This window comes from Kineosporia babensis, assembly GCF_021129305.1.
GTDB classification, from domain to species: domain Bacteria; phylum Actinomycetota; class Actinomycetes; order Actinomycetales; family Kineosporiaceae; genus Kineosporia; species Kineosporia babensis.
On record NZ_JAJOMB010000002.1, the window covers coordinates 137,114 to 155,429 of the forward strand.

Annotated in this window: 15 protein-coding genes; 7 read left to right on the plus strand and 8 right to left on the minus strand. The window is 68.7% G+C overall.

The genetic code is table 11. The features are described 5' to 3' along the window. Nucleotides 1-289: 289 nt before the first annotated feature. The 3 genes from LR394_RS04120 to LR394_RS04130 form a co-directional block, all read right to left on the minus strand. A complete protein-coding gene (locus LR394_RS04120) occupies nucleotides 290-3,682 on the minus strand; it encodes a polysaccharide biosynthesis tyrosine autokinase (protein ID WP_231438997.1) in 3,393 nt (1,130 codons plus the stop codon). Nucleotides 3,683-3,859: 177 nt separating this feature from the next. Further along, the gene (locus LR394_RS04125) at nucleotides 3,860-4,096 is read right to left on the minus strand and encodes a hypothetical protein (RefSeq protein ID WP_231438998.1); all 237 of its coding nucleotides are present in this window, start codon (nucleotides 4,094-4,096) and stop codon (nucleotides 3,860-3,862) included. 202 nt (nucleotides 4,097-4,298) lie between these two features. Beyond that, on the minus strand, nucleotides 4,299-4,688 hold the full coding sequence (locus LR394_RS04130; RefSeq protein ID WP_231438999.1) for a YkvA family protein: 390 nt from the start codon (nucleotides 4,686-4,688) through the stop codon (nucleotides 4,299-4,301). Between the two features lie 153 nt (nucleotides 4,689-4,841). On the opposite strand from LR394_RS04130, the gene LR394_RS04135 reads away from it, so the two are divergent. Next, complete coding sequence (locus LR394_RS04135) at nucleotides 4,842-5,750, plus strand: HNH endonuclease family protein (protein WP_231439000.1); 909 nt, start codon at nucleotides 4,842-4,844, stop codon at nucleotides 5,748-5,750. A gap of 89 nt (nucleotides 5,751-5,839) precedes the next feature. Beyond that, a complete protein-coding gene (locus tag LR394_RS04140; RefSeq protein ID WP_407936981.1) occupies nucleotides 5,840-6,709 on the plus strand; it encodes a siderophore-interacting protein in 870 nt (289 codons plus the stop codon). 4 nt (nucleotides 6,710-6,713) lie between these two features. Here LR394_RS04140 and LR394_RS04145 read toward each other — a convergent pair whose 3' ends face one another. Further along, nucleotides 6,714-8,378 (minus strand): alpha-amylase family protein, encoded by a 1,665-nt coding sequence (locus tag LR394_RS04145; protein WP_231439002.1) that lies wholly within the window; start codon nucleotides 8,376-8,378, stop codon nucleotides 6,714-6,716. A gap of 177 nt (nucleotides 8,379-8,555) precedes the next feature. On the opposite strand from LR394_RS04145, the gene LR394_RS04150 reads away from it, so the two are divergent. Both LR394_RS04150 and LR394_RS04155 read left to right on the plus strand, forming a co-directional pair. Continuing rightward, nucleotides 8,556-8,876, plus strand: coding sequence for a hypothetical protein (locus tag LR394_RS04150; protein WP_231439003.1), 321 nt, complete (start codon nucleotides 8,556-8,558; stop codon nucleotides 8,874-8,876). Nucleotides 8,877-9,763: 887 nt separating this feature from the next. Then, nucleotides 9,764-9,958 (plus strand): hypothetical protein, encoded by a 195-nt coding sequence (locus LR394_RS04155; RefSeq protein ID WP_231439004.1) that lies wholly within the window; start codon nucleotides 9,764-9,766, stop codon nucleotides 9,956-9,958. Between the two features lie 122 nt (nucleotides 9,959-10,080). On the opposite strand, the gene LR394_RS04160 is transcribed toward LR394_RS04155, so the two are convergent. Both LR394_RS04160 and lpdA read right to left on the minus strand, forming a co-directional pair. Continuing rightward, the gene (locus LR394_RS04160) at nucleotides 10,081-10,500 is read right to left on the minus strand and encodes a GNAT family N-acetyltransferase (RefSeq protein ID WP_231439005.1); all 420 of its coding nucleotides are present in this window, start codon (nucleotides 10,498-10,500) and stop codon (nucleotides 10,081-10,083) included. A gap of 69 nt (nucleotides 10,501-10,569) precedes the next feature. Continuing rightward, nucleotides 10,570-11,970: a dihydrolipoyl dehydrogenase gene (lpdA, locus tag LR394_RS04165; RefSeq protein WP_231439006.1), complete on the minus strand. Its 1,401-nt coding sequence runs from the start codon at nucleotides 11,968-11,970 to the stop codon at nucleotides 10,570-10,572. Between the two features lie 249 nt (nucleotides 11,971-12,219). Here lpdA and LR394_RS04170 point away from each other — a divergent pair, with 249 nt between their 5' ends. The 3 genes from LR394_RS04170 to LR394_RS04180 all read left to right on the plus strand — a co-directional run bounded on the left by LR394_RS04170 (nucleotide 12,220) and on the right by LR394_RS04180 (nucleotide 16,066). Further along, nucleotides 12,220-13,320 carry a S1 family peptidase gene (locus tag LR394_RS04170; protein ID WP_231439007.1) on the plus strand — a complete coding sequence of 367 codons (1,101 nt, stop codon included), beginning with the start codon at nucleotides 12,220-12,222 and terminating at the stop codon, nucleotides 13,318-13,320. Nucleotides 13,321-13,489: 169 nt separating this feature from the next. After that, the gene (locus LR394_RS04175) at nucleotides 13,490-14,035 is read left to right on the plus strand and encodes a DUF6343 family protein (protein ID WP_231439008.1); all 546 of its coding nucleotides are present in this window, start codon (nucleotides 13,490-13,492) and stop codon (nucleotides 14,033-14,035) included. Nucleotides 14,036-14,224: 189 nt separating this feature from the next. Continuing rightward, nucleotides 14,225-16,066 carry a hypothetical protein gene (locus tag LR394_RS04180; protein WP_231439009.1) on the plus strand — a complete coding sequence of 614 codons (1,842 nt, stop codon included), beginning with the start codon at nucleotides 14,225-14,227 and terminating at the stop codon, nucleotides 16,064-16,066. 56 nt (nucleotides 16,067-16,122) lie between these two features. Here LR394_RS04180 and LR394_RS04185 read toward each other — a convergent pair whose 3' ends face one another. Both LR394_RS04185 and LR394_RS04190 read right to left on the minus strand, forming a co-directional pair. Then, nucleotides 16,123-16,410 (minus strand): hypothetical protein, encoded by a 288-nt coding sequence (locus tag LR394_RS04185; protein WP_231439010.1) that lies wholly within the window; start codon nucleotides 16,408-16,410, stop codon nucleotides 16,123-16,125. A gap of 163 nt (nucleotides 16,411-16,573) precedes the next feature. Further along, the gene (locus LR394_RS04190) at nucleotides 16,574-18,010 is read right to left on the minus strand and encodes a polysaccharide biosynthesis tyrosine autokinase (protein ID WP_231439011.1); all 1,437 of its coding nucleotides are present in this window, start codon (nucleotides 18,008-18,010) and stop codon (nucleotides 16,574-16,576) included. Nucleotides 18,011-18,316 lie beyond the last annotated feature (306 nt).

Below are 18,316 nucleotides of genomic sequence, written 5' to 3' on the forward strand. Positions count from 1 at the left end.
GAGTTTCCGCTTTCGACGTTCTGCGGTTGCCCGAATGCGCCCGGCCTTGACCGGCGCGCTCTTCAGTGAGCCGATACGACCGGAGCCTGGGCTCCGCCTGTTCCGGCCATCCTAGGGGTGGCAAACGCGGCGGGGAAGGGCGAATCCGGTTTGTGACACAAGGCTTCTCAGGCCAGGCTCAGCCAATCGCCGAGTGGTTCGCCCACGCAACCAGTCGCGAGCACGAAAAATGCGGTGCGGCACTGGATGCCGCACCGCATTTGTGGAGCTTTCGCCCTTTCGGGCGGTCTCAGATCGAGCGTCGGGAGCGGTGGTGCCGGGGAACTCCGGTAGGCACGTGCGGCATCACGGCCTGCGGGGGGATGAGCAGTTCGCGCTCGTCCTCCAGCAGGTCGAGGTCCGGTGCGGAAAGATCCACCAGCAGTGGCGGGATCTCCTCGAACTCGTCCGTCGCCGGGCCGGGCCGATTGCGCGATCGGGCGGGCGCGGGTCCGGACGGCTGCGGCGGTACCGAGGCGCTGGGCTCGGGGGAGTGTCCACCCTCGTCCGCGAGCACCGGTTCGGACCAGGCCTCAGCCTGCTCGGCCCGAGGCCCGGCCTGCGACTCAGTCTGGGGCCTGGCCTGCGACTCGGTCTGGGGTTCGGACGGTTCGGCATCCGGTTCTGGTGCGAACCACGCCCCCTGCGACCAGCCGGCCTGCGGAAACGCCTGCTCGGCGGACCGCGGGCCCGCAGCCGCGTTGCCGGTGGAGAAGCCCGGCTTGGCGGTCGGACGAGTATCCGTCCAAGCGCCAGCACCAGCTCCGCCGCCGGCCCCAGCTCGGCCTGTCCTCCGGGGGAGGGGGTCCCCGGCCTGCTCGACCGGCTCGGCTACGGCACCGAAGCGGCCTTGGCCGGCGTGGTCGCCCGGTCCAGGGCGAGCCCCGGCCCAGTCCTCATGCGTTGCTCCAGCCGCGGCTTGAGTCCCGCTCGAGGCATCTACGGCCGCCTGGATGTCGGCGAGTTGAAGACCCGAGGGAGCCGTGTCCGGCGCTGGCCAGTCCTGGTCGGCCGGCGGTCCAGCGGCCTCTTCCGGATCGGCCACGTCCTGGCGAAGTGGTTGCAGGCGAAGCTCTTCCGGAACATCCCCGGTGCGCAGTCGGGCCCGGCGCTGGGCGGGATCGGCGGCTGGGTCGTTCGGATCCGGATGGTGATGTACCTCGAGGCGATCCGGCTGGCGCTGCGAAAGAACCTGATGGGCAACGTATTCCAGGTCGATCGTGTGCGAGACTTCGAGGCCTTCGGTGCGAGAGATCACGGTCAGCTCGTCTGCTGTGGTGGTGGTCACCACCGGCAGCGGCCCGGACGAGGACAGTCCGCCGAACACCGAGATCCCGCCCGTTCCAAGAGCTTCAGCAGCGCTCGTCCGGGTGTTGGGGGAGCCGGCGATCGGAGCCCGGCCCAGGTCCGGCACCGAGCCCGCGGACCCAGAAGAGTCAGGACTCGGCCCGCGCCCGAAATCCCGCGCTGAAGAAGCCGAGGAACCAAGAGCAGCCGGACCACTGGCCGCCGCCGGCCCACTCAAGGCCGACCCACCAGAACCAGAACCGGGCCCACCCAGGCCCAGCCCACCCGTCCCGAATCCACCGGGCCCAGGCCCACCGGAGCCCGGGGAAGCCGCAGCTCCGAAACCGCCGGAGCCCGGCTCACCAGAACCTCGCGAAGCAGTAGTCCCGAAGCTCCCGGAGCCCGGCTCACCGGCGCCTCGCGAAGCAGTAGTCCCGAAGCTCCCGGAGCCCGGCTCACCGGAACCTCGCGAAGCAGTAGCCCCGAAGCCCCCGGAACCCGGTCCACCGGAACCTCGCGAAGCCGTAGCCCCCAAGCCCCCGGCGCTCGGCCCACCAGAACCCCGCGAAGTAGTAACCCCGGAGCCCGGCTCACCAGAACCCTGCGAAGCTGCAGCCCCGAAGCTCCCGGAGCCCGGCCCACCAGAACCCCGCGAAGCCGCACCCCCGAAGGCCGGCCCCTGAACACCGCCGCCCGAACCATCGGCCCGCCCCGGTCCGCTCACCGAAATCCCGTCACCCGGACGGGAATCACCCTCAATCGGGTCCAGCGGAAGCGAAGCCGCAGCGGCATCCGGAAGCACGATCCGAGCCGACGAACCCGGAGCCGACGAACCCGGAGCCGACGAACCCGGAGCTGGCGAGACCGGATCCGGCCCAGCCGCCGCCTTCTCCCGCCGCCCCCGCCGGGACTTCTTCTCCGAGGCCAGCTCCGAAGCAAACACAGCCTCAGACGAGGACGAGGACACAGCCGGGGCAGGTGTGGGGGCCGGGGGCTGACCGTAGCCGTACCCGTACCCCTGGTACCCGTTGCGCCCCTTCTTGCGCGGCGCGAAGTTCAGCACCGTACCCAGCACCTTGGCGCTCACCGCCTCCAGCGCCTTCAACGCCCGCTCCGCCTCTTCCCGGCGGCTGCGGCCGTGCCGGATCACCAGGATCGCGCCGTCGGCCGCGGTGGCGATCAGCGCAGCATCGGTGACCGGCAGCAGCGGCGGGGCGTCCACCACCACCACGTCGTAATGCTCGGCCAGGGTGTCCAGCAGGTGCCGCATCTGCTGCGAGCCCAGCAGCTCCGAGGGGTTCGGGGGAGTGGGCCCGGACGGCAGCACGGCCAGCAGGTCCCGCTCGTAACCGACCACCACGTCGCGCAGGCTGTGCTGGCCGGCGAGCACGTTGGTCAGCCCGACCGCGTTGCTGATGCCCAGGTACTTGCCCACCGCAGGCTTGCGCAGGTCACCCTCGACCAGCACCACCCGGGCGCCGCTCTGGGCCAGGATCAGTGCGATGTTGCAGGCCGTGGTGGTCTTGCCCTCGTCCGGCAGCGCCGAGGTCACCGCGATCACCCGCGGCGGGTGGTCCACGTCGGCGAACTGCAGGTTGGTGCGCAGCGTGCGGAAGGCCTCGGCCCGCCCGCCGAACGCGTCGGCGGTGACCAGCGGCTGTTTCGGCGCCGCGGCGTCGAACGGCACCACGCCCAGCGGCACCGACCCGGTGAGCTGCTCGATGTCGGAACTGCCGCGCAGCGTGGTGTTGAGCTGGTCGCGCAGCACGGCTGCGCCGACTCCCAGGCCCAGGCCCAGCAGCAGACCCAGGGCGATGTTCAGCGGTACCCGCGGCGAGACCGGCTCGGTAGGAGCCAGGGCCGGCCGGGTCACGGTCAGCATCACCGTCGAGGGATTACGGCCGCCGTTCGACTCCAGGTCGTTCACCGCGGTCTGCAGGTGGCCGGCGGTGGAGTTGGCGATCGCCGCAGCCACCTGCGGATCGGCGTCGGTGGCGGTGATGTCGATCAGCACGGTGTCCAGCTGCGGGCTGGCCTCGATCTTGGCGGCCAGCCCGGCGGCCTTGTAGGGCAGCCGCAGGTCGCGGATCACGGGATCGGTGACGGTGCTGGTGGTCGCCATGCTGGCGTACGACTTCACCCGCTGCTGGCTGAAGGTGCTGCTCTGGGAGAGCTCGCTCAGCGCGTCGTCACCACCACCCTGGCCCTGCACCGAGACGAAGACCTGGGTCTGTGCCTGGTACATCGGCGTCTGCCGGCTGGTCCAGCCGATCGCTGCGGCCAGGCCGAGGGCCGTGAGGATCACGACGATCAGCCAGTGCTGCCGCAGCACCTTCACATACTGGGTCAGAGTCATGTCGGATCACCGAACTGCCATCCCATGAGCGGCCTTATCATTGCACTCCATTCACCGGCCTGAGCGCCCTACCGTAGTCACTTCTGGCTACAGAGTGGGGTTAAACGATCGCTCTGAGTCATGTGAGTCGGGTGCAGTCAAGCAGGTCCCGTTGAATTCGCCCAGTCGGCCGGACGGCTACCTGACCGTCAGCGGAACGTCGCGCCCGGTCTGGGCCACTTCGTCGCACCAGCTGAGCACCCCGGCCACGACCTCGTCGTCGAGTGATCGGCGGCCGGCCTCGACCTCACGCAGAAGATGGGAGCGCAGGGCCCGGGCCTCGCGGCGCCGACGAGCGACCCCGCTCAGCCGGCCGGTGATCACGTAGCCCAAAGCGAGCAGGGCGACGAACCCGGCCAGGATCAGCTCCTCCATGGCCACAGAGCGTACTCAGTCGATTACGACATGTCCGGCGGTTGTCCGAATCCTTGGCACATGGTCACGTTCCGCCAGGTCAGCGGGGAGAGCGGTGCATCGGGAGGGCAGTATCCGAAGGTTTGAGACCTGGACACGAACAAATGGGGGACGCAGTGGTCGCCACGACCACAAACGTCCCCCATTGGGTGTTGGTGGGGTTCTACTGACGGACGTCCCGGTCGCGCCGGTCCACGTCGTTCGAGCGGCGCCGGTTCAGGCCCTCGCGGGTGGTCTCACGGAAGGCGATGCCGGCGGCCTGGCGCAGCGGCATGTTCGTCCGCCGGGCCTTGATCAGGTGGAAGACATAGAAGGCGACGATCGTGATCACCCCCGCGTCGTCGATCATCCCGAACGGGCCGAAGGCGGCCTCCGGCACCGCGTCGACCGGGCTGATCAGGTAGGCGAACGAGGCGACCATGGCGGCGATCCCGCGCAGCGGCAGCCGGTACTTGTAGATCACGAAGAGCCCGACGGCCAGCAGGGTCACCGCGACCAGAATCAGGACCGCGACGAACCCGACCACGACCACCAGGGCGGTGTTGTCACCCATCTTGTGCCCCTTCCCTCGTGCTCTTCATGGTGAGCCTGATCCACAGCGTTGCATCTTCCGGGTGACCCTGCAGGCCGCCGGGGGCAACGCAGTGCGGCGCACCGCGGTGGATCAGGACGAGCGACCCATACGGGACGAGGATACGGTTCTGGTGTGAATCTTGTTCGGTCATCCGGCTCTGCCCTGCTTGCTCTTGCCCTCGCCCTGGGCCTGTCCGGGTGCGACGTCGACCTGGGCCTGGGCAGTGCCTCGGCCTCGGAGGACAGCACCGGTGCCGACGTCCAGGACGCCAACGACGGCCCGCTGGCCACCAAGGTGCTGGACACCCTCTCGGTGAAGGGCCGGGCCGCGAGCACCGGCTACTCCCGGGAGGAGTTCGGCAGTGCCTGGAAGGACGTCGACCAGAACGGCTGCGACCAGCGCAACGACGTGCTCAAGCGGGACCTGACCGGCGAGAAGTTCCGGGACGGCACCAAGGAGTGCGTGGTGATCAGCGGCACGCTGGAGGACCGCTACACCGGCGAGACGATCGAGTTCAGCAAGGAACGCGCCTCCGAGATCCAGATCGACCACGTCGTGGCCCTGCAGAACGCCTGGGTGACCGGTGCGTTCCAGTGGACCGAGGAGAAGCGCACCGAGTTCGCCAACGACCCGCTGAACCTGCTGGCCGCCGACGGCCCGGCCAACTCCTCGAAGGGGGCCGGCGACGCGGCCACCTGGCTGCCGTCGAACAAGTCGTTCCGCTGTGACTACGTGGCCCGGCAGATCGCGGTGAAGTCCAAGTACGGCAACTGGGTCACCTCAGGCGAGAAGAAGGCGATCAGCGGCATCCTGGAGAGCTGCCCGGAGCAGAAGGTGCCCACGTCGGGGGCGGTCCCCGCACCTGAGGGGGACGCCCCCGCCGACAAGAACGCGGACGCCGAGAGTGACAATGGTGACGCGGAGACACCGGGCGCGTTCTGCTCTTCCGAGGGGGAGAAGGCCAAGGACTCCGACGGCGACACGCTGACCTGCAGCACGAAGGGCGATGACGACCGGGCCCGGTGGCGGTCCGCCGGGTGATCCCGGTTGGCTCAATCTGAGACGGTTGTCAGCTACCTTCACTGTTAGGTTAGGCATACCTCACTTTGGAAGGTGGTACCCACATGTCCATGGCTTCGCGCATGGCCGAAGGGGTCCGGAATCGGGTCGGTGGCCGCGGCGAGGGCCGTGGCGGCGCGACCCTGACCATCAAGGTCGCCCGTACCGAGCAGCTCAGCCCGACCATGGTCCGGGTCGTCTTCACCGGTGACGACCTGGCCCAGTTCGAGATGAACGAGTTCAGCGACGCCTACGTCAAGCTGATCTACCCGCGGGCCGGTGTCGAGTACCCCTCGCCGCTGGACATGAAGGTGATCCGCCAGACGCTGCCGCAGGAACAGTGGCCGCAGAACCGGACCTACACGGTGCGTCGCTGGGACGCCGCCGCCAACGAGTTGACCATCGACTTCGTGGTGCACGGGGACGAGGGGCTGGCCGGTCCCTGGGCCCGCGACGCCCAGCCCGGTGACGAGATCTGGCTGGCCGGCCCGGGCGGCGGCTACTCGCCCGACCACTCTGCCGACTGGTATCTGCTGGCCGGGGACGAGAGCGCGCTGCCGGCCATCGCGGCCTCGCTCGAGGCGCTGCCGTCGGACGCGGTCGGCCACGCGCTGATCGAGATCCACGATCCGGCCTCGGAGCTGAAGCTCACCGCCCCGGCCGGCGTGGAGGTCAGCTGGCTGCTCGACACCGAGCGGGCGCCCGGAACCGTTCTGGTCGAGGCGCTGACCGCGCTCACGTTCAAGGAGGGCAAGGTGCACGCGTTCGTCCACGGCGAAGCGGCCGCGGTGCGTGACCTGCGCCGGTTCCTCAAGCGTGAGCGCGGGGTCAAGCAGGCCATGCTGTCGATCTCCGGCTACTGGCGGATCGGCGCCAACGACGAGGAGTGGCGCGCGGTCAAGGGCGACTGGAACCAGCAGATCGAGCAGTCCGAGGGCTGATCCTTCACCGCAGGCGGCGGGTGGTCGCGTCGACCACCCGCAGCCAGCGGTAGCCGTAGCGGCCCAGAGAGACTTCGGCGCGCCCGCCCTCGTCCGTTGTCTGGTTGTCGGTCCCGAGGAGATCGAGCAACTGCGCATTGGAGACGTCCGTGCCCAGGTCGAGCGGCACGCTCACCTCTTCGGGGCTGAAATTGTGGACGGCCAGCAGGGTTTCGTCCTGCCAGCGGACCTGGTGCGCGAACACGGCTCGGTGCGGTTGCTCCAGCACGGCGAAGTCGCCCCAGCCCAGCTCCGGGCTGTTGCGGTAGCGCGAGATCAGCTGGCGCACGAAGTTCAGCAGGCTGTCCGGGTCGGCGCGCTGGGCCTCCACATTGACCTGCTGCGGGCCGTAGGCGCCGGCCACGACCGGCGCGGCCAGTTCATTGGCGCTGCGGGAGAACCCGGCCTGAGCCTCGCTGGTCCACTGCATCGGGGTGCGTACGGCATTGCGGTCCCCGACATCCAGGTTCTCGCCCATGCCGATCTCCTCGCCGTAGAACAGCACCGGCGTGCCGGGCAGGGCGAAGAGCAGGCTGTAGACCATCCGGATCCGGTCCCGGTCGCCGTCCAGCATCGGGGGAAGCCGGCGGATCAGACCCCGGCCGAAGATCTGCATGCGTTCTTCCGGGCCGAACGCGTCGAACACCTCTTGCCGTTCGGACTCGCTGAGCTTGTCCAGGGTCAGCTCGTCGTGGTTGCGCACGAACGTTCCCCACTGGCACTCGCCCGGGATGGGCGGGCGGCTCTGTAGCGCCTTGGCCAGGGGTTCGGCGTCCTGCCGGGCCAGCGCCAGGTACATGTTCTGCATGGTGATGAAGTCGAACTGCAGCGTCAGTTCGCCCCCTTGTGCGCCCCCGAAGAACTCCAACTGCTGCTCGTAGGGCACGTTCACCTCGCCCAGCAGGATCGCGTCGCCGGTGCGCCGGTTCAGGAATGCCCGAAGGTGCCGCACCACCTCGTGCGGATCGGGCAGTTCCTCGGGTGACTCGCCCAGCGGGTCGATGAAGAACGGGACGGCGTCCACCCGGAACCCGGACACCCCCAGCGCCAGCCAGAAGCCGACGATCCGGGCGATCTCGTCGCGCACCGCCGGGTTGGTGACGTTCAGGTCGGGCTGGTGCCGGTAGAAGTGGTGCAGGTAGTACTGGCCGGTCGGCTCGTCCAGGGTCCAGACGCTGTCCTCCTGGTCGGGGAAGACCGGCGCGGGCTCGTTCTCCGGCTTCTCGTCCACCCAGACGTACCAGTCACGGTACTTGCTGTCCCGGGAGCGGCGCGCCTGCACGAACCAGGGGTGCTGGTCAGAGGTGTGATTGACGACCAGGTCGACGATCACTCGGATGCCCCGGTCGTGTGCCGTCCGGATCGCCTCGACCAGATCGCCGTGCGTGCCCAGCCGGGGATCGACGCCGTAGAAGTCGGTGATGTCGTAGCCGTCGTCCCGGTCGGGGGTGGGGTAGAAGGGCATCAGCCACAGGCAGGTGATGCCGAGCTCGGCCAGGTAGTCGATGCGCTGGGCGAGACCGGCGAAGTCACCGGTGCCGTCGTCGTTCCAGTCCAGGAATGTCTCGACATCGAGACAATAGACCACCGCTGTTTTCCACCATAGGTCCGCCGTGTCCGTGATCCGCATGATTGCCGTTTATCACTTCTGGGCAACATCCGCGTTTTCACTTCCCGGTCCTCAGCGAAGTTCATTCGGTGGGCGTACTGTGGGTGTTGCGGTCATTGGAGATACGCGTCCATTGCGGATTGGCGCCATCTCCCGGCAGACCGTGACGATAGAGAAGGAGATGGGGGTCAACCCACGATGGACCCGACACAGTTGGTCGACGAAGCGCTCCGCCGCTTCACCGTCATGCAGGCCGCGCAGGTTTCCGGTGCCGCCGCGATCGAGCAGCCGGCCCTGGTAGCCACGTTCCAGCACCTCGCCAAGCTTGACGGGTGGGCGAAGATCGCCATCGACCGCCTGGTCGCAGACCCTGAGAACGCCCGGGCCGCAGCCGATCTCCGGCAGAGCATGAACCAGGCGGTGCGCCTGCACCCGCAGTTCATGCGCACGCTGTCCGAGGTCTGCGCCACGACGGGATCGGCGCTCCCGCCGAAGGTCCCGGCACCCGGCCAGGCGTAAGGGCGCGTCCTGATTTGAGAAAGGCTGTCCGGACAATTACCTGTCCGGACAGCCTTTCTGTTGCATTGAACGTCGTTCGCATTTCTTCGGACGGTTGATCTTGCTGCGCTTTGCTGCACGCTTATGAACCCTGCGTGACGTATTGCCGGTCCCCGCCCAGCCATTTCCCGGGTATTCACCGGCGCGCAATGTATCCGCCCGATCGCTCGTCCGGGGTAATTCCTGAGGCCGGTGCGCCACGGGTTCACCAATTCCGGCGCCGGTCAACCGTCCCCACCGTTCAGCGCTTTTGTGCCCGCTCGACATTGCCACTCCACCGCCTCGATCGCTAAGGCCAGTCGAACTCCTGAGCCACGCCGAAGCCCAGTTCCTGCTCGTCCGGACCGGCCCAGGCTGCGGCTTGTTGCTGCTCCTGGCTCGTACTCCTTGCGGCACCCTCACTGCCCTCGCCGGCTTGCTGCCCTCCTGCTCACTGCCTCGCACGGTCGCCTGCCGACGGGCAAAAAGTACTGCCCGCGATGTGTACGGATGAGACATTCGGTGCCATGTGTACACAGCGGCGAGAGTTGGGTCCGGTGGCGGCACGGCGTCCGCACCTCATGCTGAACTTGGTGCGGCGGCCACGAACGGGAACTCTCGCGTGGCCACGGATCGCGCGATTCGCCTGAGGCCCGACCGCGTCCCCATTTTTTGATCCCTTTCAGAGCAAAAACTTGAAGACGTTGTGGGCCAGCGGGTTTGACATGTCCAGTTGTCTGGACAATCGAGAGTGAGTGCGACGTCACATCCCCGATCGGCCATCGGCGTGCCCGCAATCGCGGTTAATGGAGATGGCGGCGCGACCGCCGCCTCGCGCAGGCGCGGAGGAAACCGGACGAAAGGCCCTGATGATCAGCAATCTGCGCACCCAGCTCGCCGAGCGACGGATGGTTCGGCAGCGTTCCCGCAAACTGGCCGATGAACTGGCCAGTTACAGCACCCCGGCCGAGCGCCAGGAACTGGACGCGATTCTCAGCCGGCACACCGAGGCCGAGATCGCCGAACTGGAAAGCCTTCTCAACAGTCAGGCGATCCGCCGGTAAGTTCGGCCGAAGGTCGATGCAGGACAACTGAATCCACGCGGCGCGCCAGTGACGCAGCGCCCATGATGATGCGGCGACACGAAGACGTGTCGCCGTTGTTGTTTTGCCGGCTGCCGTTTTCGTCAGCCGGGCAGATCCTTCTGCAGGTGGACCCGGGCGTGCCCGGCCGGAAATCCCTCGGTTCGGGCGGTTTCGGTGTACCCGTGCCGCCGGTAGAAATCCGGGGCCTGAAAAGTGAATGATGACAGGACGATCCGGGTGCAACCGCGTGCGACCGCCTCCTTCTCGGCGGCTTGCAGGAGCCGGCTGCCCCAGCCCTCGGTGCGCCGATCGGCGCGCACCCACAGCATGGCGATCTCGCAGATGCGGCCCCAGGTCGCTCCGGTGAGACCCGCTACCAGGTCACCGTTCTCGTCCTCGGCCCGGACCGACAGCTCCTGCTCGTTGTGCTCACCCGTGGCCTCGCGGTTGAAGACAGCCAGTTCCTGGTCGATCCGCTCGGCCAGCCCGGAGTCGGCGGCGCCTACCGTCAGGTGCGTCATCGCAGCAACCTAGCCCGCCCAGCACAACGGCCGCGACCCGGAGCAGGTCGCGGCCGTTCGGGACGGAACTCAGAAGTTGATCATGTGCCCGGCCAGGCCGTGCACCGCTTCCTTGACGGCCTCGCTGAGCGTGGGGTGAGCGTGCACGTTGCGGGCGATCTCGTGCACCGTCAGGTCCCACTGCTGGGCCAGGGTCAGCTCGGGCAGCAGCTCGGTGACCTCGGGGCCGATCAGGTGCCCGCCGATCAGCTCGCCGTACTTGGCGTCGGCGATCAGCTTCACGAAGCCGACCGGCTCGGCCAGGCCGTGCGCCTTGCCGTTGGCGGTGAACGGGAACTTGGAGACCTTGACGTCGTAACCCTTTTCGCGGGCCTGGGCCTCGGTGTAGCCGAAGCTGGCGACCTGCGGGCTGCAGAACGTGGCGCGCGGGACCATGGCGTAGTCCAGCGTCATCGTCTCGGCCTCGGCGATGGTCTCCGCGGCGATGATGCCCTGCGACTCGGCCACGTGGGCCAGCATCAGCTTGGCGGTGACGTCACCGATCGCGTAGATCCCGGGCACGTTGGTGCGCATGTGGTCGTCGACCTCGATGGCGCCGCGCTCGGTCAGCTTCACACCGGTGTTCTCCAGGCCGTAGCCCTTCGTCCGGGGCACGAAACCGATGGCCTGCATGACCTTCTCGGTCTCCAGGACCTGCTGCTTGCCGTCCTTGGTGACGGTGACCTTGACCGGGCCCGCGCCGTCCTCGATCGAGTCCACCCGGGTACCGGTCAGCAGCTTGATGCCGGCCTTCTTGTACCGCTTGGCCAGCTCGGCCGAGACGTCCGCGTCCTCCAGCGGCAGGATCCGGTCGAGGAACTCGACGATCGTGACGTCCACGCCGTAGTTGCTCAGCACGTAGGCGAACTCGATGCCGATCGCGCCGGCCCCGGCGATGATGATGCTCTTGGGCAGTTCGGCGGTCATGATCTGCTCTTCGTACGTCACCACCCGCTCGGACAGCGACGTGCCGGGCAGCAACCGGGTGGTGGCCCCGGCCGCGATGATCGCGTTGTCGAAGGTGACCGTGTCCTGGCCACCGTCGTTCAGCTTGACCTGCAGGGTGTGCGCGTCGACGAACGTGCCCCAGCCGTTCAGCTCGTCGATGCCGTTCTTCTTCATCAGGAAGTGGACGCCCTTGACCCGGCCGTCCGCCACCGACCGGCTGCGCTGGAAGGCAGCCTTGAAGTCGAACGTGACCGAACCCTCGACCTGGATGCCGAACGTCTTGGCATCGTGCTGGAAGGTGTGCGCCAGATCGGCGTTGCGCAGCAGCGCCTTGGACGGGATGCAGCCCACGTTCAGGCAGACTCCGCCCCAGTACTTGCTCTCGACGATGGCCACCCGCTTGCCGAGTTGTGCCGCACGGATGGCGGCGACATACCCGCCCGGGCCGGCTCCCATAACGATGACGTCGTAATGACCAGGCATGTCCACACACGTTAGTGACCTCCCGCGGCGCCCGCCGCGCAGGTCCCCGTCCGGCGCGGGCGTGGCGTACCCGGCCCGCTCGACGCACCGGCGACCGCGAGCTCAGCGCTTTGTGACCGGCGGGTTACTTTCTGGCGTTTTAGTCTTGTGATCTTCGGGTCGGGAATCGCAACATAAGTCTCCTTCCGGTCATTCCGGACGTGTCTCCCTGACATGGCTCCGCCATCACGTCTGCTGAGAGGACCCACCGTGAAACCCAGTCGCCTGCTCGTAGGCACCTGTGTCGCGCTCGCCACTTCCAGCCTCGCCCTGGTCGGACTCGCAGGTCCAGCCAGTTCCGCGGTCGCGGATGAGACGAGCGGCACAACCGCGAAGGCCGAGGTGAGTGCCGCCCAGCAGGCCTCGGTCGGCCAGGACAAGGCGGCCGACGCACTCGCCGCCCAGCTCGGCAAGGCCGGCGCCGGCGTGTTCTACGAAGGCGGGAAGCTGAAGGCCGCGGTCACCACCACGGGCGCGCTGAAGGTGGCCGAGGCCGCCGGGGCGAGCGCCGAACTGGTCGAGTACAGCGCCGCCCAGCTGACCTCGGCGACCAAGGAGCTGGACCGGACCGCGCGGATCCCCGGCACCTCCTGGGCCGTCGACCCGGCCTCGAACCAGGTCCTGGTCAGCGTGGACAGCACGGTCAAGGGAGCCGACCTGGCCCAGGTGAAGGCAGCGGTGGCCGATCTCGGCGCCAAGGCCACGCTGGAGCAGGTGCCCGGCAAGTTCACCACCAAGATCAACGGCGGCACCGCGATCTACGGCCCCACCAGCGGCCGGTGCTCACTCGGTTTCAACGTGCGCCGGGGCACCACCGACTACTTCCTCACCGCCGGGCACTGCGCCGAGGCGATCAGCACCTGGTACGCCGGGGGCAACGGCCGCACGCTGATCGGCCGTAACGCCGGCTACTCGTTCCCGGACAACGACTACGCCCTGGTGCAGTACACCGGCACGATCACCCGCGAGGGCACGGTGAACCTCTACAACGGCACCTCGCAGGACATCGCCAGTGCGGGCACGCCGACCGTGGGCCAGACCGTCTACCGCAGCGGCAGCACCACCGGCGTGCGCAGCGGCCGGGTCACCGCGCTGAACGCCACGGTCAACTACGACGACGGCACCACGGTTCGCGGCACGATCCGGACCAGCGTGTGCGCCGAGCCCGGCGACAGCGGCGGTTCGCTCTACGCCGGGACCGTGGCCTACGGGCTGACCTCGGGCGGCAGCGGGAACTGCTCGATCGGCGGGACCACCTATTTCCAGCCGGTCCCGGAGGCGCTGAGCGCCTACGGGGTGAGCATCTACTGAGATGACGGCCCGGGGTAGGGGCCCCGGGCCGTCCCAACCAAGGGGGCCTCGAACGTGAGGACGCCGGTGAACCCTGACCACCGGCGTCCTCACTTCACTTTTGCCACTTGCCGGTCTTGTGGATCAAGGTCGGGGTGGGGCGTCGCAGGGGAGGCCTTAGCCTGGAGAGATGGCAGCGATCCGGTCCGGCGACGAGCCGGGCACCGCCCGCAGCCCGTTGCGGCTGAGGCTCGTCCTGGCCCTTTTCGGCCTGGTCTTCTCGGTGTTCGCGGTGGGACTGCTGGCCGGCCGGGCCCCGTTGGGTTACGTGCTGTTGTTCGCGGTGATGGGCCTGACTGCCGCGGTGGATGTCGGCGTGGTGCTGCGGCACCTGCGCCAGGGCCCGCACTTCCAGCCCGGCTCGCAGATTCCTCCCTACCGGGCGGTGAATCCGGATCCGGTGCCGCCCCGGCCCCGCCGCGAGGTGGACGAGGGCACCCGGATCCGGCGCTATCTCACCGTGATGGGCAGTTGCCTGGTCCTGGTCGTGCTGGCCTGGGCCGTGGTCCGGCACTACTCGATGCCCGCCGCGCTGGTGATGAGCGCAGTGGCTGCGGTGCTGCCGCCGGTAGCGGTGATCATCGCCAACTACGGTGTGAATCTTCCTTCGCACGGCGCCGGGACGGGCCGTACGGACGGATCGGTTCGTCCCCGGGACGGGGGACTGGAAGACTGATCACGACAACGCCTCATCCGGCGCAACCGACCCAGGGGTCTCATGCGTCAGAAGCAGGTGCCCTGGTCCGGATCGGAGGCGATCCACAGGGAATTGATCGGACAAAAGCCACACCGATGGGGCGATCCGGTTCGGGTGGATCGCTGCTGTCGCGTACCGTAGTACCCGGTAGAGGGAAGGAGCGTTGCCTTGTCGGAGCCGGCGCGCGGGTCGCAGGAATCGGGCAACCAGCTCATCGAGGGAGTGAACGCGGCTGAGTCGCAGACCGGGGCACTGGAGTACACCCCTGGTGTCGCGCAGACCACGCCGGACCTCGGTCCAGTGGGGTCCACCACGGTCACCGACCTGATCGACTCCACCTCTACTGACGCGTCTTTTTCCAGCTCATCGGATGGTTCGGGACCAGTGCGACTGATCGGCGAGGACGAGACCTCGAAGGCGATGCAGGCGGCGGGAGCGGCAGCGGGCTCGCTCGGCGCCGACCCCGACGCGACCGTACGGGCGCCTCAGCCCGGCGCCGCCGAACTGCTGTCCACCGCAGGCCTGCCGGACGTCACGGGGGACGTCACGGACACCGGCCTCACGCTGAGCGCGGCCTCGGTCGGGGCTGCGCTCGCGGCAACTGGAGCCCCCCTGAATATGGCGTCTGTCTCACCGTCCGACGAATCCCCGTCCTCCGGCTCGCTGCCGGTCGGCGGTGATTCCACCGAGCCGCACCCGTTCGTGCCCGACCCGGCTGCTTCGCCGGTGTCGCCACCGGCCGGCAACGCGCTGGGCGGCAGCGCGCCGGCCTTCGGGTCGCCGTCGCGTCCCGGGCGCAGCGGGGCCCCCGACACGGGTGCCTTCGTGCCGCGCGAGATGGTGGCCCGGCGTCGGGCCGCCGAGGCGATGACGCGCGCCATCGTGATGGCCCCGCCGCTGCCGCCGTCGATGATGACCAGCTCGATGTCGGCGCCCGGGGTGGCCACCCCGCCGAGCGGGCCGATCACCCAGCCGGACGGCGTGCCCGAGCCGGCCCCGGCCCGGCCGGCCGCCACCCGGACGGCGAAGAACCGCAAGCGCAAGGGCCGCAAGCAGGGTGCGCACACGGCCGGCATCCCGCTGACCGCGCCGGCGAACCCGCAGGCGCCCGCCCAGCAGCCGCCCACCGGCCAGATGCCGATGCCCACCCCGGGCACCGGCTCGGTCCCGATGGGTTACCCGGCCCAGGGCTACCCGCAGGGCTACGCGCCCCAGGGGTATCCCCAGGGCTACGCGCCGCAGGGTTATGCCCCCCAGGGTTATGCGCCGCAGGGGTACGCCCCGCAGGGCTACCAGCCGAACGTGCCCACCGGGGCGATGCCGACCAGCGCCATGGGTTCGGTCGGAGTGCCCACCGCTCCGCCGCACCAGCAGGCGCCGCCGCCGGTACGGCCTCCGGCCCGCCAGAGTCAGCTGCCGTCCGGGCCCGCCCGCTGGGGCATGCTCGCCGCGGTGGTGCTGGTGATCGGCGGCATCATCGCCGGTGTGTTGCTCAACCCGTTCGGCAGCGACGACAGCGACGGGCAGAAGGGCACAGCGGCCGTCGGCCCGACCCCGACCGCTTCCGAGGAGGCTCAGGCCGCGCCCACGGTCTCGCTGGAGTACACCACGAAGGAGTTCGCCGAGGTAGATGAAGGAATCTCCGAGAAGTCGGATGGTACCTACCAGTCTCCCTGGTTCAAGTCCGCGAACTTCGGTGGCCTCAAGGACGGTGTGGGCCTGGTTGTCGACGTGGGCAGCGCCAAGGAGGTCAGTGAGATCAGCGTGGAGGTCGGTGGATCGCCGATCACGCTCGGCCTACGGGCTGCCGACTCGTTCTCCGGCTCCAACCTGAGCAACTACGAGAAGGTCGTGGCGCAGGGCAGCAAGACCGGGGTGGTCGAGTTCGACGCATCCAAGGCCGGCGCCCACCAGTACTGGCTGATCTGGGTGACCAACCTGCCGCCGGACTCCGCGGGCACCTACCGGGCTGTCCTGAACGACATCAAGGTGACCGGCCCCGAGAGCTGATCCACACATCCCCGCAAGGGCGCGACCTCTGACCCGAGGCCGCGCCCTTCGGCGTTTTAGATCCGGGAGCGCAGCCCTTCCAGCACGTGGTCGGCCAGCGGCCAGCGTGGCACCACGCCGTCCACCGTCACCGCTACCGAGCCGCGATAGGTACGGACCCAGCTCACCCCGTCCCAACTCAGGGCTGCTCCCGGCTGGGCCAGCCAGCGACGTAGGGCGTCCCGGTCGAAGACGGCATGGCAGACGTCATCCATCCAGCACTCCACGTATGTGCGGTAGATGCGCAGCTCCAGCGTCACCGGGCCGCCCCCGGCATCGCGCAGGTCCAGAGCCACGCCAGCCATGAGTTCAGGGTGCGCCGGGTGGCCGCGGCCCGGCGACGGCGCGGCATGGCACAGCTTCTGCACCGCCACCGGCCTCAGCGGTTCAACCTCTCCGCTGAGGGAAGTGCGGCCTTGGCCGGAAGCTGGCGATGTCACCGAGGCCGGGCGATCAAGGCGGTTGGCCTCAGGCGGTCGGGGCCGGGCTGTTCTCCCGATCCGGCAGGGTCACACTGGCCGGGCGTACCGCGCCCGTCGAAGTCTTGGCCGTATTGCCGTAGCCGTACCCATAGCCGTATCCGTCGTAGCCATTGCCACGCTTTCGCTTCGGCGCGAAATTCAGCACCGTTCCCAGCAGCTTCGCATTCACCGCGCTGAGCGCCTGCAACGCCCGCCCCGCATCTTCCTTCCGGGTACTGCCGTGCCGTAGCACCAGCACCGCCCCGTCGGCGGCCGCGGCCAGCACCGCCGCGTCGGTGACCGGCAGCAGCGGGGGAGCGTCCACCACGACCACGTCGTAGTGATCGGCCAGCGTGGTCAGCAGGTCGGCCATCTGCTGCGATCCGAGCAGCTCGGACGGGTTGGGTGGGGTCGGGCCGGAAGGCAGCACGGCCAGCGTGTCGCGGCCGTAGACGGTGACCACCTCACGCAGCTCGTGCCGGCCGGCGAGGACCGTGGTCAGGCCCGCACCACTGCTGATGCCCAGGTATCGGCCCACCGCGGGCTTGCGCAGATCGCCGTCGACCAGCACCACCCGGGCCCCGCCGAGTGCCAGGGTCAGCGCGAGATTGCAGGCCGAGGTGCTCTTGCCCTCGTTCGGCAGGGGCGAGGTGACCACGATCACCCGGGGCGGCGAGTCCACGTCGGCGAACTGCAGATTGGTGCGCAGGGTGCGGAAGGCCTCGGCCCGGGCGCCGTGCTCGTCGGAGTCGACCAGGGGCTGCTTGCTGGTCTGGGCGTCGAACGGCACCACGCCGAGCGGGATCGCGCCGGTGAGCTTCTCGATGTCCGAGACCGTGCCGACCGTGGTGTTCAGCGCGTCGCGCAGCACCGCCGCCCCGATGCCCAGGCCCAGGCCGACCAGCAGCCCGAGCGCGAGATTCAGCGGCACCCGCGGGGAGACCGGCGAGCCGGGCACCTCGGCCTGCTGGATCGGCGAGACCCGCACCGGCGAGGTGCGCTGCTGCGGAAGTCTTTCCAGCTGGGCCACGTAACTGGGGAACTTGTCGGCGATGCCGTTGGCGATCAGCGCGGCCCGCTGCGGGCTGGTGTCGGTGACGGTGATCTCCAGCAGCACCGTGTCGGCCGGGGTGCTCACGCTGATCTGCCCGGCGCTGACCGGCACTCCGTAGCCCTCGGAGACCGTGCTCAGCACGGCCGGGCTGGTGACCACGTCGGCGTACGACTTGATCCGCTGCTGGATCAGCGAACTGCCCTGGCTCATCTGCGAAAGATCGCTGCCCTGGGCCTGTTCGGTGATCCCGATGAAGAGCTGGGTGCTGGCCGAGTACGTCCGTACCTGCCGGTCGGTGTAGACGAACGCCGCGCCCAGCCCGACCAGGGCCAGCAGCAGCACGACGTACCACTGCCGGCGCAGGACATGCAGGTACTGAACGATGGTCACGCGCGTCCCCCAGGGCAGTGTCCGGACATCTGTTCAGCGTTGAACGAGCGTTCATGCTATCCGCGCCGAAAGGCTCGCACCGGCGTTGCCGCAATCCGTTCGGGCCATGTCGGGATCGGTATTTCGGCCAACCGAATACCGGTCGTATGGAATGCTGGCGACCGGCCGTGAGCGGCTTGCGGAATTACGCCGTAAATAGTGCGCCTGGTTTCGTCTTATTGCACGGTGCAGTGCAAGTGTGCGCCGGGTGTGCGTGGAGGTGCGCAGTGCCACTGCACCCACGGTGCACCAGCAAACCAAACGCGT

What these genes read in the sequence shown, in the direction of transcription:
- LR394_RS04160 (WP_231439005.1), bottom strand. Translation starts at nt 10,500, where the DNA reads ATGACGCACCTGACGGTAGGCGCCGCCGACTCCGGGCTGGCCGAGCGG.
- LR394_RS04120 (WP_231438997.1), bottom strand. Translation starts at nt 3,682, where the DNA reads ATGACTCTGACCCAGTATGTGAAGGTGCTGCGGCAGCACTGGCTGATC.
- LR394_RS04130 (WP_231438999.1), bottom strand. Translation starts at nt 4,688, where the DNA reads ATGGGTGACAACACCGCCCTGGTGGTCGTGGTCGGGTTCGTCGCGGTC.
- LR394_RS04140 (WP_407936981.1), top strand. Translation starts at nt 5,840, where the DNA reads ATGGCTTCGCGCATGGCCGAAGGGGTCCGGAATCGGGTCGGTGGCCGC.
- lpdA (WP_231439006.1), bottom strand. Translation starts at nt 11,970, where the DNA reads ATGCCTGGTCATTACGACGTCATCGTTATGGGAGCCGGCCCGGGCGGG.
- LR394_RS04175 (WP_231439008.1), top strand. Translation starts at nt 13,490, where the DNA reads ATGGCAGCGATCCGGTCCGGCGACGAGCCGGGCACCGCCCGCAGCCCG.
- LR394_RS04145 (WP_231439002.1), bottom strand. Translation starts at nt 8,378, where the DNA reads ATGCGGATCACGGACACGGCGGACCTATGGTGGAAAACAGCGGTGGTC.
- LR394_RS04185 (WP_231439010.1), bottom strand. Translation starts at nt 16,410, where the DNA reads ATGGCTGGCGTGGCTCTGGACCTGCGCGATGCCGGGGGCGGCCCGGTG.
- LR394_RS04155 (WP_231439004.1), top strand. Translation starts at nt 9,764, where the DNA reads ATGATCAGCAATCTGCGCACCCAGCTCGCCGAGCGACGGATGGTTCGG.
- LR394_RS04125 (WP_231438998.1), bottom strand. Translation starts at nt 4,096, where the DNA reads ATGGAGGAGCTGATCCTGGCCGGGTTCGTCGCCCTGCTCGCTTTGGGC.
- LR394_RS04150 (WP_231439003.1), top strand. Translation starts at nt 8,556, where the DNA reads ATGGACCCGACACAGTTGGTCGACGAAGCGCTCCGCCGCTTCACCGTC.